General features: G+C 71.1%; 14 protein-coding genes. All 14 read right to left on the bottom strand.

Annotated features, from left to right (window positions below):
* Positions 1-107: 107 nt before the first annotated feature.
* Entirely contained in the window at positions 108-1,190 is a 1,083-nt protein-coding gene (gene hypE / locus ACFU53_RS05145) for a hydrogenase expression/formation protein HypE (RefSeq protein ID WP_383986177.1), read from the bottom strand.
* Entirely contained in the window at positions 1,183-2,310 is a 1,128-nt protein-coding gene (gene hypD, locus ACFU53_RS05140; protein ID WP_383986175.1) for a hydrogenase formation protein HypD, read from the bottom strand. Before hypD ends, hypE begins: the two co-directional genes overlap by 8 nt.
* On the bottom strand, positions 2,307-2,612 hold the full coding sequence (locus ACFU53_RS05135; protein WP_383986174.1) for a HypC/HybG/HupF family hydrogenase formation chaperone: 306 nt from the start codon (positions 2,610-2,612) through the stop codon (positions 2,307-2,309). Before ACFU53_RS05135 ends, hypD begins: the two co-directional genes overlap by 4 nt.
* A 31-nt stretch (positions 2,613-2,643) precedes the next feature.
* Complete coding sequence (gene hypF, locus ACFU53_RS05130) at positions 2,644-5,031, bottom strand: carbamoyltransferase HypF (protein WP_383986172.1); 2,388 nt, start codon at positions 5,029-5,031, stop codon at positions 2,644-2,646.
* On the bottom strand, positions 5,028-5,804 hold the full coding sequence (gene hypB, locus ACFU53_RS05125; RefSeq protein ID WP_383986171.1) for a hydrogenase nickel incorporation protein HypB: 777 nt from the start codon (positions 5,802-5,804) through the stop codon (positions 5,028-5,030). Before hypB ends, hypF begins: the two co-directional genes overlap by 4 nt.
* A gap of 3 nt (positions 5,805-5,807) precedes the next feature.
* Entirely contained in the window at positions 5,808-6,206 is a 399-nt protein-coding gene (gene hypA / locus ACFU53_RS05120) for a hydrogenase maturation nickel metallochaperone HypA (RefSeq protein WP_383986169.1), read from the bottom strand.
* Positions 6,207-6,350: 144 nt separating this feature from the next.
* Positions 6,351-6,455 (bottom strand): DUF6893 family small protein, encoded by a 105-nt coding sequence (locus tag ACFU53_RS05115; RefSeq protein ID WP_383986167.1) that lies wholly within the window; start codon positions 6,453-6,455, stop codon positions 6,351-6,353.
* A gap of 24 nt (positions 6,456-6,479) precedes the next feature.
* Positions 6,480-7,025 carry a hydrogenase maturation protease gene (locus ACFU53_RS05110; protein WP_383986165.1) on the bottom strand — a complete coding sequence of 182 codons (546 nt, stop codon included), beginning with the start codon at positions 7,023-7,025 and terminating at the stop codon, positions 6,480-6,482.
* Complete coding sequence (locus ACFU53_RS05105; RefSeq protein WP_383986163.1) at positions 7,022-8,449, bottom strand: hypothetical protein; 1,428 nt, start codon at positions 8,447-8,449, stop codon at positions 7,022-7,024. The genes ACFU53_RS05110 and ACFU53_RS05105 overlap by 4 nt, the downstream gene beginning before the upstream one ends.
* Positions 8,446-9,138 carry a DUF6084 family protein gene (locus ACFU53_RS05100; RefSeq protein WP_383986161.1) on the bottom strand — a complete coding sequence of 231 codons (693 nt, stop codon included), beginning with the start codon at positions 9,136-9,138 and terminating at the stop codon, positions 8,446-8,448. The genes ACFU53_RS05105 and ACFU53_RS05100 overlap by 4 nt, the downstream gene beginning before the upstream one ends.
* A complete protein-coding gene (locus ACFU53_RS05095; RefSeq protein WP_383986159.1) occupies positions 9,135-9,797 on the bottom strand; it encodes a DUF5947 family protein in 663 nt (220 codons plus the stop codon). Before ACFU53_RS05095 ends, ACFU53_RS05100 begins: the two co-directional genes overlap by 4 nt.
* On the bottom strand, positions 9,794-10,333 hold the full coding sequence (locus ACFU53_RS05090) for a hypothetical protein (RefSeq protein WP_383986157.1): 540 nt from the start codon (positions 10,331-10,333) through the stop codon (positions 9,794-9,796). The genes ACFU53_RS05095 and ACFU53_RS05090 overlap by 4 nt, the downstream gene beginning before the upstream one ends.
* Complete coding sequence (locus tag ACFU53_RS05085) at positions 10,330-12,114, bottom strand: nickel-dependent hydrogenase large subunit (RefSeq protein ID WP_383986155.1); 1,785 nt, start codon at positions 12,112-12,114, stop codon at positions 10,330-10,332. The genes ACFU53_RS05090 and ACFU53_RS05085 overlap by 4 nt, the downstream gene beginning before the upstream one ends.
* Before the next feature lie 82 nt (positions 12,115-12,196).
* Complete coding sequence (locus tag ACFU53_RS05080) at positions 12,197-13,285, bottom strand: hydrogenase expression protein HypE (RefSeq protein ID WP_383986153.1); 1,089 nt, start codon at positions 13,283-13,285, stop codon at positions 12,197-12,199.
* Positions 13,286-13,307 lie beyond the last annotated feature (22 nt).

Below are 13,307 nucleotides of genomic sequence, written 5' to 3'. Positions count from 1 at the left end.
TGAGGCCGTGAGGCCGTGAGGCCGTGAGGCCGTGAGGCCGTGAGGCCGTGAGGCCGTGAGGCCGTGAGGCCGTGAGGCCGTGAGGCCGTGAGGCCGTGAGGCCCGTATCAGCAGATCCGTGGCAGTTGCTCCCCGATCGGCAGATCGACCACCCGCGTTCCGCCCAGCCCGGTGCGGGCCACGACCATGCCGGGATGCGCCTCGACGGCCTCGCCGATGATCACGGAGTCCGCGCCCAGAGGATGGGCTCGCATCGCCTGGAGGACGGCGTCGGCGTGCTCGCGCGGGACGAAGGCCACCAGCTTGCCCTCGTTGGCGATGTACATGGGGTCCAGTCCGAGAATGGCGCAGGCGTTGGCCACGGCCGACGGGACCGGGACGTCGCGTTCCCGGATGACCACCCCGGCGCCGGAGGCCTCCGCGATCTCGTTGAGCGCGGCCGCCAGGCCGCCTCGGGTGGGATCGCGGAGCACGTGCAGATCCGGGGTGACGGCGAGCATGGCGTCGACGAGGCCGCCGAGCGCCGCACAGTCGCTCTTGATCTCCACCCCGAACTCCAGGCCCTCGCGCACGCTCATGATCGCCACCCCGTGGACACCGATGGCGCCACTGACGATCACGACGTCACCGGGGACGACCCGCTGAGGACGCAGATCGACGCCGGCCGGGACGAGACCGATGCCCGCCGTGTTGATGAAGATCCCGTCGCCGTGGCCGGCCTCCACCACCTTGGTGTCGCCGGTGGCCACCTCCACACCGGCGGTGCGCGCTGCCATGCCCAGCCTCTCGGACACCCGCGTGACCACGTCCAGCTCGACGCCCTCCTCCAGGATGAATCCGCAGGAGAGGTAGGCGGCGCGGGCTCCGCTCATGGCCAGGTCGTTGACGGTGCCGTTGACCGCGAGGTCGCCGATGCTGCCACCGGGGAAGAACAGCGGCCTCACCACGTACGAGTCGGTGGAGAACGCCAGCCGGGCGCCGCCCAGGGAGAGGACGGCGGCATCACCCATCTGGGCCAACACCTCGCCGCCGAACGCGGGGGCGAAGATCTGCTGGACCAGTTCGGCGGAAAGGGCTCCACCGCCGCCGTGGCCCATGACGACACGCGGCCGGTCACGCACGGGCGCCGGACACGTCCACCCCTCGATGTCCAGACCGGCGGGGACGGGGAGATCGGTGGTGTCAGACAACGGGGCTCGCCTCCCGGGCCTTGGCGGTGGGCAGGTCCAGACGCCGGTAGAGGTAGTACGCCGCGCAGGCGCCCTCGCTGGAGACCATGGTGGCTCCCAGGGGGGTGCGTGGGGTGCACAGGGTTCCGAAGGCCTCGCACTCGTGCGGCTTGAGCAGCCCCTGCAGGACCTCTCCGCTGCGGCACTCGGCGGGTTCGGCCGTCCGGATCCCGCCGACCGCGAAGCGGTGCTCGGCGTCGTGGTCGCGGTACTTCGACGACAGCCGCCAGCCGCTGTCGGGAATCACCCCGATACCGCGCCAGGCGCGGTCGGTGACCTCGAAGACGTCCTCCAGCATGGCCCGCGCGGCCGGGTTGCCCTCCGGGCGAACGGCGCGGGCGTAGGCGTTGTCGACGGTGTGCTCACCACGTTCCAGCTGACGGACGGCCCGGCGCACACCTTCGAGGATGTCCAGTGGCTCGAAGCCCGTCACGACGATCGGGACGCGGAAGCGCTCCGCCAGTCCCGGGTACTCCCCCACTCCCATCACGCTGCAGACGTGCCCGGCCGCGAGGAAGCCCTGCACCCGGCAGCTCGGCGAGGACATGATCGCCTCGATGGCCGGCGGTACGCGGACGTGGGAGACCAGCATGCTGAAGTTCTCGATGCCCAGCCTCCGGGCCTGATGCACCGTCATGGCGTTGGGGGGAGCCGTCGTCTCGAAGCCGATACCGAAGAACACCACCTCGCGGTCCGGGTTCTGCCGCGCGATCCGCAGCGCGTCGAGCGGTGAGTAGACGACGCGCACGTCACCGCCCTCCCCGCGGACCTGGAACAGGTCCCGGCCGGTGCCCGGCACGCGCAGCATGTCACCGAAGGAGCAGAAGATCACCTCCGGTCGCGAGGCGATCTCCAGCGCCTTGTCGATGACCTCCAGCGGGGTCACGCACACAGGGCATCCGGGACCATGGATCAACTCGACCTGATCCGGCAGGAGTTGGTCGATGCCGTGCCGGATGATGCTGTGCGTCTGCCCTCCGCACACCTCCATCAGCGCCCACGGCCTGGTCACCGTGGCGTGGATGTCGTCGAGGAGCCGACGCGCCAGCTCCGGGTCCTGGAACTCGTCGATGTACTTCACTGGTTGCGCACCTCTTCCACCGGGTCCACGCCCGCCTCCACCGCCGCCATCTCCCAGGCGTCGCCGAACTCCTCCTGCAACACGCCGAGTTCGGCAAAGAGTTCGAGCGTCTGCCGCGCCGACTCCTCGTCCAGCCGTTGCAGGGCAAACCCGACGTGGACGATGGCGTACTCGCCGACCTGAAGGTCGGGCAGATACTCCAGGCACACCTCCTTGACCACGCCGCCGAAGTCGACGGTGGCCATCCGGGTGCCGTCCCGTTCCTCGATGTCCAGCACTCTGCCGGGTACCGCCAGGCACATGAGCCTCTCCTCGCTGTGGGTCGCGCGTCGCTCAGTCGGTGGGAGTGGGAGCGGGAGTGGCCCGAGCGGCCACCATCAACTGGCCCAGCGCCAGGCCGCCGTCGCCCGGCGGCACCAGGCGGTGCCGCAGGACCGTGAAGCCGTCCGCGCGCAGGCCGGCGGCACAGGCCGAGGAGAGCAGCGTGTTGGCGAACACGCCTCCCGTCAGGGCGACCGTGTCCAGCCCGTGCCGCTCCCGCGCCCGCACGCACATCCCGTGCACCAGACCGGCCACACCCCGGTGGAAGCGAGCCGCGATCAGGCCCGGCTCGACGCCCGCGCGCAGGTCGCCGACGATCGCCGCGAGTACGGGTGCCGGATCGGCCCGTACGACGCCGGCCCGGTTCTCCTCCGACGTGTGCAGGGCGAAGGGGTACGCGGTGGAGTCCTCGGCGGGTGTGTGCAGAGCCGTGCCCTCCAGCTCGACAGCGGCCTGTGCCTCGTAGCCGGCTCGGTGGCACACACCGGCGAGAGAGGACACGGCGTCGAAGAGCCGGCCCATGCTGGACGTGGGGACACAGTTCAGGTCTCGCTCCAACTGACGTTCCAGGAGGCGGAGTTCGTCGGGCGGGCAGGCGGCCGTACAGGCGAGGTCGGCGGACCAGTCGATCCCGGCCGCCCTCAGATGGGCCAGCGCCATGCGGTACGGCCGACGCACTGCGGCGTCGCCACCGGGCAGCGGGACGTACGCGAGGTGTCCGAACCGGGTGAAGCGGTCGTAGTCGGCGAGCAGGAACTCCCCGCCCCACACGGCGCCGTCGTCGCCGTGGCCCGTGCCGTCGAAGGCGACGCCGATCACCGCCCGGGTGCCGTCCAGCCCGTGTTCGGCCATCGCGGCGGCGACGTGCGCGTGATGGTGCTGGACACGTACGACGGGCCGGCCCGCCGCGTTCCGGTCGGCCCATCGGACGGATCGGTAGCCGGGATGCCGGTCGGACACCAGGGTCTCGGGCCGCACCCCCGTGATCGACTCCAACTGCTCCGCCGCGCGCTCGAAGGCCCGCTGTGTGCCGAGGTCGTCCATGTCACCGATGTGCGCCGACAGCCAGGCGCGGCGGCCCACCCCCAGACAGAAGGCGTTCTTCAGGTCTCCGCCGACGGCGAGGGCCGGCCGCACGGGCAGCGGAAGGGCGACGGGCAACGGGGCGTAGCCCCGGGAGCGGCGGATCACCAGCGGCTGCCCGTCGCAGACGCGGACCACGGAGTCGTCGCACGGGACATGGATCGGCCGGTCGTGCGTGAGCCAGGCGTCGGCCAGGTGAGCAAGCCGCTCCAGCGCCTCGGCGTCGTCGGTGACGATCGGCTCACCGGAGACGTTGCCGCTGGTCATGACGAGCAGCCGGGGGGCGTCCGCGTCGCCGGGCAGGCCGAGCAGCAGATGGTGCAGGGGCGTGTACGGCAGCATCACGCCGAGGTCGGGGCTGCCGGGCGCGACGGCCTCGGCGGGCCACAGACCCCCGAGTGCGTGCGGATGGCGCCTGACCAATACGACCGGCCGGGCCCGGCCTTCGAGCAGGCTCCGTTCCTCGGAACTCAGCCGCACGAGGTGCCGAACGTCGTCCGCCGTCCTTGCCATGACGGCGAACGGCTTGTCCCCACGCGCCTTCCGGCGTCGCAGCAGGGCGACCGCCGCCTGGTTCGTGGCATCGCAGGCCAGGTGATAGCCACCCAGGCCCTTCACGGCAAGGATCGCGCCCCGCGTCAGCAAGGCGCGCGCCTCGGTGACCGGGTCCGTCCCGTCGACACTCCTGAGCCCCGGCTCCTGGGCGACGACCAGCCGCAGACGCGGACCGCAGGCCGGGCAGGCGACCGGCTGAGCGTGGAAACGGCGGTCGGCCGGATCCCCGTACTCCCGGGCGCAGTCGGGGCACATCGCGAAGTCGGCCATGGTGGTGTTGGCCCGGTCGTACGGCACGCCGGTGACGATCGTGAAGCGCGGGCCGCAGTGGGTGCAGTTGACGAACGGGTGGCGGTACCGCCGGTCCGCCGGGTCGGCCAACTCGGCGAGGCAGTCGGCGCAGGTGGCGGAGTCCGGGGCGACCAGGGTGCGGGCCGGTCCGTCGGCGCGGGAGGCGAGGATGGTGAACGCGGTGTCGCCGACGGGAGGCATCTCCCTGTGGTCGATGGACTCGACGCGGGCCAGCGGGGGTGCCTGGGCGGCGATCCGGTCGCAGAACCGGGCCACGGCCGAGGCGGTGCCCTCGACCTCCACGACGACGCCCTCCGCAGTGTTGGTCACGTGTCCGGCCAGGGCGAGGTCGGTGGCGAGGCCGTACAGGTAGGGCCGGAAGCCCACGCCCTGCACCACTCCCCGGACGGTGACCCGGCGGCGTAGCGGAGTCTCCTCGACGACGGTGGCCGGAGCCTGCGGACCGCTCACGAGTGGGGGCGGGCCATGGCGTCGATGGCCTCCGGGTGCGCGTGGGCGTGACCATCGTGGGCGTGGGCGTGACCGTGGTGGTGAGGCTGCCGGGCCATGACCGGCAAGTGGACGGGGGCGCCGTCCGCGGCGGCCATCGCCCTGTCAAGAAGGGCGCCGACCCCCCGCCCCCGACGTGCCGAGGTCATGACCACCTCGACTCCCGGGTTGACCTGCTCCACATTCGCGCGGAACGCGACCTCGTCGAACTCGACGGCCTCCGCGATGTCGGTCTTGGTGACCACGACCAGCTGGGCCAGGCCGAAGGCGGTGGGGTACTTGAGCGGCTTGTCCTCGCCCTCCGCCACGGAGGCGAGCGTGACCCTCAGCGTCTCCCCCAGGTCGTAGGAGGCCGGGCAGACGAGGTTGCCGACGTTCTCCACGAACAACAGCCGGGTGTCGTCGGGCAGCCACCCGTCCAGGTGCCCGGCGAGCATCCCCGCCTCCAGATGGCACAGTCCTTCGGTGAGCACCTGCTTGACCGGGACGCCCGAACGCGCCAGGCGGACCGCGTCGTTCTCGGTGGCGAGATCGGCGCTCAGCGCCGCGACCGGAACGGCCCGCTCCCGTGCCCGCAGCAGCTCCTGTTCCAGCAGCGCTGTCTTGCCGCTGCCCGGACTGGACAGCAAATTGACGACCGCCGTGCCTCGCGCCGCGAAGGCGGCGCGCAGTTCGTGGGCGGTCGCGTCGTTCTTCGCGAGTACGGCCTGGCGCAGGTCGGCGACACGACACATGGTTCAGCGCTCCTCGGAGATCGGTTCGCGGGTGGGCGGGTGCGCGGGGCTGCCGTCCTCCCAGCGCACGGCGACGATCTGCAGTTCCCGGCCCGCGAGCAGGTCGGTCCGCGTGCCGCCGCACGCGGGGCAGGTCAGCCGGGGCGGCATGCCGACAGCCCATTCGTGTGCGCAGGGAGTGCAGCGGGCCCGCCCCGGCACCGCTTCGGTGACCAGCTCGGCGCCTTCCAACAGGGTTCCGGCGCAGGCCAGTTCGAAGCAGAAGGCGAGCGAATCGGGTACGACACCGGCGAGTTCGCCCACCTGGAGCCGTACCGATCGCACCGCCGTGACATCTCCGGCCCGGTCGGCGGCCTCTGCGACCTGGTCGACGACGGCCAGCGCGACGGACATCTCGTGCATGGATCTCCGTCCTTCCGCTGCCTGCCTCCCACCGGGGTTCATTAGAGGCGCGCGCACCCGGGTCGCACAGCCCGGCACGCCGTCACCGGGCGGCAGGTACGCCGTTCGACGCAACCGCACGGCACCACGGCGTGGCGCTCCGGTTCACATCCGTCGGATACGTAGATAGCGCCTGATGTCGGGAAGCACCTCGGCGACGACGACGGCCAGGGCGGCCACGGCCGCTCCTCCGATTGCGATCTTCTTCATCCCGTCTCTCCTCATGTCGAAGCCTCAGCTCGAAGCCTTGGCGGTTGGGACGTGCGCCACGGACGGCTCACCGTTTCGCAGCAGCTCTTCGATCAGCCGGACGGCCTCCGGTACGGCGTCGGACACCGGTGCGCTGAGACCGATGCCCTCGTCCACCGAGGCCGGTTCACATCCGACGACCAGGACGCGGCGTGGTGGTTCGCCGCCGGTCCCGGCGCAGAGGGTGCCCAGCAGCGCCAGGACGGTGTCGGGGGTCATGCGGTGGCCGTCCAGCGCGGGGGCGCCGGGCGATGGGCTCGGGCCTCCGACGTCGTGTTCGATCACGTACAGCGTGCCGGGGGCCTCCCCGCGTGCCGTGGCGTCCACGAGGACGAGGGTGTCGTAGCCGTCCAGGAGCTGGTAGGCGAGGTGCACCCCGCGCACCCCGATGTCCACGACCTCGACGTGTCCGGGCAGGTCGCGCTCGGCGAGCCGACGCGCGGTCTCCACACCGAAGCCGTCGTCACCGAGGAAGATGTTGCCGATGCCGGCCACGAGAGTCCTGGGGCCTGCCGGTGGAGGAAGGTTCATACGCCGTCCTCCAACGGTGTGACCTCGTCGGGCTGGAAGTACAGGAACCGTCCCTGCTCGCGACGGATGTCGGCTCCCGGGTCGCCCTCGACCGTGACCGCCAGGTGCACCCCGCCGTCGACGTCGTGCAGCACCGCCTCGACCTTGGCGGTGCGGCCCCGCAGGAAGATGTCCTGCGCGTCGGTGCGCCTCAGACCCGGGTGCAACTCGACGCGGCTGCCCTGGCCCACCGACCGGCCGTCCACGACCACACGGTCCCGCGCCGGGTCGAATCCCACGTCGCTCGCCGGGTCCCACCAGGGCGTGTCCGGCCGCTGGACCCCGTACTCGTCGGGGAAGCCGTCCGAGGCGTCGGGGCCCGGGCCGGTCACCTCGCGCAGGCTCCGAACCGCCCCGTGCAGACGCTCCAGAACCTCGGCCGGCATCGAGTCCGCCAGCTCGATCACGGCGGCCGCCCGCTCGTCGGTGCCCCGGGCCTCACGTTTCTCCTCGTCGGTGAGGGCCGCGGTGCGCAGCGCGAGGATTTCGTCGATCTCGGTGGCGTCATAGAGCGCGCCGGGGCTCTCCGGCGCGATGGCCGGATGGTCCTCCAGGATGATCGGCGAGGACAGCACGAGGTCGGCGCGGCCGGGTTCGCCGGCGAGTACGGGCCAGGTGTGCAGGTTGCGGCAGTCGGCGACCGCGCCCTTCGCCCACTCGGGGGGATCGGTCATCGACAGGAACGATCCGGCACTGAGGGCCATGAGGAGGTGGGTGGCCACCAGGGAGTGCGGCAGCGCCGCGTCCCGGTCGGTGCCGCGGCCCTCGGGCGGTGTCCAGTCGCTGGTGTTCTCGATGACAGCGGTCAGCCGCAGGGCCCGGTAGGGGCCGTCGAGTTCGCGGGCGGACAGCCGGACCGTTCCGCTGATCTCCTCGCACCGCCGGACCAGTCGGCCGACGGTCCGGCCGGCCGCGTCCAGGACCGGGGAGATGTCCTTCCTGGCGGGGAGTCGGAAGTGATGGGTGACGCCGTCGCCGAGGAGTTCGTCCACCGGCGCGATCACCTCGGCACGCTCCTCGCCCCCTTCGTCCCAGGGCACCAGCACCCGGTCGTCGAGGCGGAGCTCGGCGACCGTGTCGAAGCCGCCGTCCGGGCGGGCCCGCTGCACCGTGCGCCGTCGGGCGTGCAGGAAGCGCACCTCGACCGAGAGGGTCGCGCCCGCCTTCGGTTCCATCAGGCACTCGGTGTGCTGGAAGTCGTGCTCCTCGCACTCGGCGCCCCAGCCGGGCGGCACGAGCACCCCGAACTGCCAGCGCAGCCGGTTCTTGGCCGCCGAGGCACGGTACGGGTAGAGCACATAGCCTTCGAAGAGAACGGCGTCGGCCACCTGCCGGGCGACCGCGAACCGCTTCTCCGTCTCGGGGGCGAAGGCGGTCACGGTCACGGATCCGTCCTTCCGGTGGTGCCGGTGAGCGCGCGGAACGGGTCGCTCCGGGGCGGTTCCGCGGCGCTGTCGGCGTCGAGCAGGGCTTTGAGGGTCGCTTCCCAGGAAGGCAGCGCGTGTCGGGAGCGGTAGGCGAGGAGGGCGTCCATCGTGTCGCGCGGCAGCCGGATCCAGCCGCAGCCGGGGAAGTGCTGCTCGACCATCTCCCGCCAGGTGGCGACCGGCATCCGGAAGGCCGCCTCCCGGTCCCATGGGACAGGCTCGATCCGGAAACCGCCGGTTCCGGTGAACGCCGTACCGGAGAAGAGCATCAGCAGGGGGACCTCGCCGTCGGTGAGGGCGGTGAGGTAGCGGGTGGCGGCGATCTCCAAGTCGTAGGTGCAGGGCACGACGAGGTCGGCTTCGATCTCTCCGGTGAAGCTCGGGACCATGACCGAGACCTGGGCGAACTGCACCGGCTGGAGCGTGCTGCCCCAGCGGGAGCGCTCGCCGAAGAGGTCCGCCAAGCCGTCGGCCTCGGCGGGCTCGTAGCCGCGGCGGGCGGGTTCGATGCGGATCTGGCAGCGCAGCGCGAGGGCGTGCACGCGTGCGTTGTCGGCGGCGGTGACGCGCAGCCGGAAGACGAGGGTCGGTCCGGCGGCGTACCGGTCGGCGCGGACACCGGTGCAGGCGAAGGAGAACTCCGTCACGGCCGCACCGCCTCGTCCGACGCGTGCCCCGCCTCGTCCACGGGCCGGGCGCGTCGCGCGACGTCCGCGAAGAACGCGTCCAGAGCGGCGCGGGCCTCGGCTCCGCCGTCGAAGCCCTGCCACAACAGGCGCATACGGCCGACGAGTTCGTAGCAGATGTCGATCGGCACGAGGTGACACTCGCAACGGCCGTCCGTGCGGCGCAGCAGGAGCGCCTCCACGTCGGGTTCGAGCAGATCGGCGAGGCGGCTGCCGCCGAGGACCGCCGTCCACGTGGCGGGTTCGAGCTCGCTCTCGGTGGCTCCGGCCGGACTCGGGTACAGGGCGACCAGTCGGTCGAGCGCCGCGTTGCGGAAGAGGAAGGCGACGCCGACCGGGATCTGCAACGCGTCCCACGCACTCTCGTCGAGGTGCTGTCCGGGGTCGGTGAGGTAGCGGGCCGGGACCGTGCGGAAACGGCCCGCGGCGGCGCCCGGCTGTTCCATCAGCAGCGCGCAGGGGGCGCAGGCGCAGGCGAGGGCGCGTTTCTCGGTGTCGACGAGATGACGGTGGTCCGCCTGCACCGTCACGGCGCACAGTTCGCACCGTTCGGGCTGCGGAGGTCTCTCGGTGAGGAACCTCCGCAGGGCGGGCGTACGTGTTTCCGGGGACGCCGTCATCGGGTCCCCGCCCCCGTCGGTGTCGTGCTGATCTGGAGGAGCGTGGGCCCGGCGGGCGCGGTCCGTACGTCGACGGCTCTGACCTCCGGGGCGAAGCAGGCGAGCGCAGCCTCCGCGGCCAGCCGGGCATCCGCGCCGGAGCCGCAACCGCAACCGCCGCCCGCCCGGGCGCGCACCCTGAGCGTGCCGCTCTCCTCGTCGAAGTCCACGACGTCCAGGGCGTGTTCGCGGACGCTGTCGAGGGCTCGGGCGATGCGGGTGTCGCGGTCCTCGGGGTGCAGGTCGTGCAGGACGAGCAGGCTCGCGACCAGTTCGTCGCCGAGCAGTCCCGCCGACGGTTCGCCGGGCGCGGAGGACAGCAGGTGGAGGATACGGGCCAGGCCGGCACCGTAGAAGTCCATGAGGGACCGGACGAGTTCCTCCGCCGCCGCGGCGGCGGCCGGGTCGCCGCTCGCGGTCAGTCGCTCCAGTACCTCCTCGACCCGGCGTCCGGTCTGCTCCGCGTTCACCGGCGCGGCCACCGTCACCGCGCTCATCCGCCCAGTCCGCTCAGGCCGGTCGGCACGTGCATCGACTTCACGGTCTTGCCGCCGCCGACGTACATGTGGACGCCGCAGGGCAGACAGGGGTCGAAGCTGCGGACGGCGCGCATGATGTCGATGCCCTTGAAGTTCTCCGGGGTGTTCTCCTCGAAGATGGGGGTGTTCTGCACGGCGTCCTCGTACGGGCCCGGCGTGCCGAAGGTGTCCCTGGTGCTGGCGTTCCAGGGGGTGGGCGGGTACGGATGGTAGTTGGCGATCTTGCCGTCGCGGATCACCATGTGGTGGGAGAGGACGCCGCGGACCGCCTCGGTGAAGCCGACGCCGATGCCCTCGTCCGGGACCTCGAACTTCTCCCAGGTCTGGGTGCGTCCGGCGCGGACCTCCGCCAGGCCCTTCTCCGCGCAGTGCAGGGCGACGGCGGCGGCGTACGCCTGGAAGTAGGTGCGGGCGCGGTTGCGCTCCAGCGCGTTGGACCACTTCGGGATCTTCCACTCGAAGGTGGTCTCCGGCTTGGTCATGGTGCGGGGCAGGTTGATGACCACGCTGTGGCCGGTGGCCTTGACGTACCCGATGTCGACGAGACCGGACAGGGCGGTGGACCACAGGCGGGCGATGGGGCCGCCGCCGGTGTCCAGGGCGAGGTGGTCCTTGCCGTCGAACCAACGGGGCGACATGACCCAGCTGTACTTGTCGTCGAAATTCCGCTTCTGCGGGGCGGGGATGGTGTGCTGGTTCCACGGATGGCGCGGGTCCACCGGGTTGCCGAGCGGGTCGTGGGTGACGAACTGCTCCTGGCCCTGCCAGTCCTCGTAGTAGGAGCTGCCCAGCAGGATGCGGATGCCGAGGTTGATCTCGGTGAGGTCGTTGGTGACGAGCTTGCCGTCGACGACGATGCCGGGGGTGACGAACATGCGCCGGCCCCAGTCCGTCATGTTGGCGTAGGTGAAGTCGCAGTACTCGGGGTCGTTGAGCGCGCCCCAGCAACCGAGCAGGACCCGTCGGCGGCCCACTTCCTCGTACCCGGGCAGCGCCTCGTAGAAGAAGTCGAACAGGTCGTCGTGCAGGGGCACGACGCGCTTCATGAACTCCACGTAGCGCATCAGCCGGCTGAGGTAGTCCGTGAAGAGCTGCACGGAGGCGATGGTTCCGACGCCGCCCGGGTAGAGCGTGGAGGGGTGCACATGGCGGCCCTCCATCAGGCAGAACATCTCCCGCGTGTAGCGGCTGACCTGGAGGGCCTCGCGGTAGAACTCGCCCTCCAGGGGGTTGAGCGAGCGCATGATGTCGGCGATCGTGCGGTAGCCGTGCTCCGCGGCGTGCGGCGCCTCGGTGCGCTCGGCGAGTTCGAGGACGCCGGGGTTGGTCTCCTTGACCATCTTCTCGCAGTAGTCGACCCCGACCAGGTTCTCCTGGAAGATGTTGTGGTCGAACATGTACTCCGCGGACTCGCCGAGGTTGATGATCCACTCGGCGAGGTGCGGGGGCTTCACTCCGTACGCCATGTTCTGCGCGTACACCGAGCAGGTGGCGTGGTTGTCCCCGCAGATCCCGCAGATGCGGCTGGTGATGAAGTGGGCGTCGCGGGGGTCCTTGCCGCGCATGAAGACGCTGTAGCCGCGGAAGACCGACGACGTGCTGTAGCACTCCGCCACCTGCTTCTGCTTGAAGTCGATCTTCGTGTGGATGCCCAGGCTGCCCACGATCCGGGTGATCGGGTCCCAGGCCATCTCCACCAGGCCGCTGCCGTCGTCGGCCGTCTTCGTCCTCGGTGCCATCGTCTGTGCCGTGCCCTTCGTTTCGCGGGAGGATTCGTGTGGGGGTGCCCGAAGCAGGGAGCGGATTACTTGCGGCGGATGCTCACCACGGGGGTCGGTATCCGGTGGTGATCTTGTCTCCGGTGCGGCGCCACTTGGGCTCCTTGTCCACGGTCCTGGCGGTGACCGACCGCAGCTTGCGGACCACGGCGCCGTACGCGCCGCTGGCGTTGCTGGACAGCTTGGCGCCGGGGGGCTCGTCCATGAACGGCATGAACTTGTCGGGGAACCCGGGCATGGTGCAGGCGATGCAGATGCCGCCGACGTTGGGACAGCCGCCGATCCCGTTCATCCAGCCGCGCTTGGGCACGTTGCACTTCACGACCGGGCCCCAGCAGCCGAGCTTGACCAGGCACGTCGGCGAGTCGTACGACAGGGCGAACTGGCCCTGTTCGTAGTAGCCCGCGCGGTCGCAGCCCTCGTGCACGGTGGCGCCGAACAGCCAGGTCGGGCGCAGCTTGTCGTCCAGCGGGATCATCGGTGCGGCGCCGGCCGCCTGGTAGAGCAGATAGGTGAGCGTCTCGGAGAAGTTGTCGGGCTGGATCGGACAGCCCGGGACGCACACGATGGGGATGCCGGCGTGGGACTTCCAGTCCCAGCCGAGGTAGTCCGGCACGCCCATGGCGCCGGTCGGGTTGCCCGCCATGGCGTGGATACCGCCGTAGGTGGCGCAGGTGCCGATGGCGACGACCGCCAGTGCCTTCGGGGCGAGCCGGTCGAGCCACTCGCTGGTGGTGATCGGCTGGCCGGTCTCCGGGTTGTCACCGAAGCCGCACCAGTAGCCCTCGCGCTTGATCGCCTCGTTGGGGATGGAGCCCTCGACGACCAGGACGAACGGGTCGATCTCACCCCGCTCCCCCTTGAAGAACCACTCGATGAACGTGTCCGAACCGCCGACCGGACCGCACTCGAAGTCGATGAGCGGCCAGTGGACGGCGATCTTCGGAAGACCCGGCAGCACACCGAGCACGATCTCCTCGATGCTGGGCTGCATGGCCGCCGTCAACGCGACCGAGTCGCCGTCGCAGCTCAGCCCCGCATTGATCCAGAGAATGTGGATCGTGGGTGTCTCGTCGGCGGGCGCGCCGCCTGCGTCCGCAGTGCCGACCGTGCCCGGCGTCGCCTCAGTCATGGGACCGCCTCCTGGGGAGGTA

This window comes from Streptomyces sp. NPDC057474 (assembly GCF_042802555.1).
GTDB lineage: Bacteria > Actinomycetota > Actinomycetes > Streptomycetales > Streptomycetaceae > Streptomyces.
This window is presented reverse-complemented; position numbering and strand designations above follow the sequence as displayed.

Coding starts and splice junctions, on each gene's coding strand:
- ACFU53_RS05080 (WP_383986153.1), bottom strand. CDS start 13,285: ATGACTGAGGCGACGCCGGGCACGGTCGGCACTGCGGACGCAGGCGGC.
- ACFU53_RS05110 (WP_383986165.1), bottom strand. CDS start 7,025: ATGAACCTTCCTCCACCGGCAGGCCCCAGGACTCTCGTGGCCGGCATC.
- ACFU53_RS05095 (WP_383986159.1), bottom strand. CDS start 9,797: ATGACGGCGTCCCCGGAAACACGTACGCCCGCCCTGCGGAGGTTCCTC.
- hypA (WP_383986169.1), bottom strand. CDS start 6,206: ATGCACGAGATGTCCGTCGCGCTGGCCGTCGTCGACCAGGTCGCAGAG.
- hypB (WP_383986171.1), bottom strand. CDS start 5,804: ATGTGTCGTGTCGCCGACCTGCGCCAGGCCGTACTCGCGAAGAACGAC.
- ACFU53_RS05085 (WP_383986155.1), bottom strand. CDS start 12,114: ATGGCACCGAGGACGAAGACGGCCGACGACGGCAGCGGCCTGGTGGAG.
- ACFU53_RS05090 (WP_383986157.1), bottom strand. CDS start 10,333: ATGAGCGCGGTGACGGTGGCCGCGCCGGTGAACGCGGAGCAGACCGGA.
- ACFU53_RS05115 (WP_383986167.1), bottom strand. CDS start 6,455: ATGAAGAAGATCGCAATCGGAGGAGCGGCCGTGGCCGCCCTGGCCGTC.
- ACFU53_RS05135 (WP_383986174.1), bottom strand. CDS start 2,612: ATGTGCCTGGCGGTACCCGGCAGAGTGCTGGACATCGAGGAACGGGAC.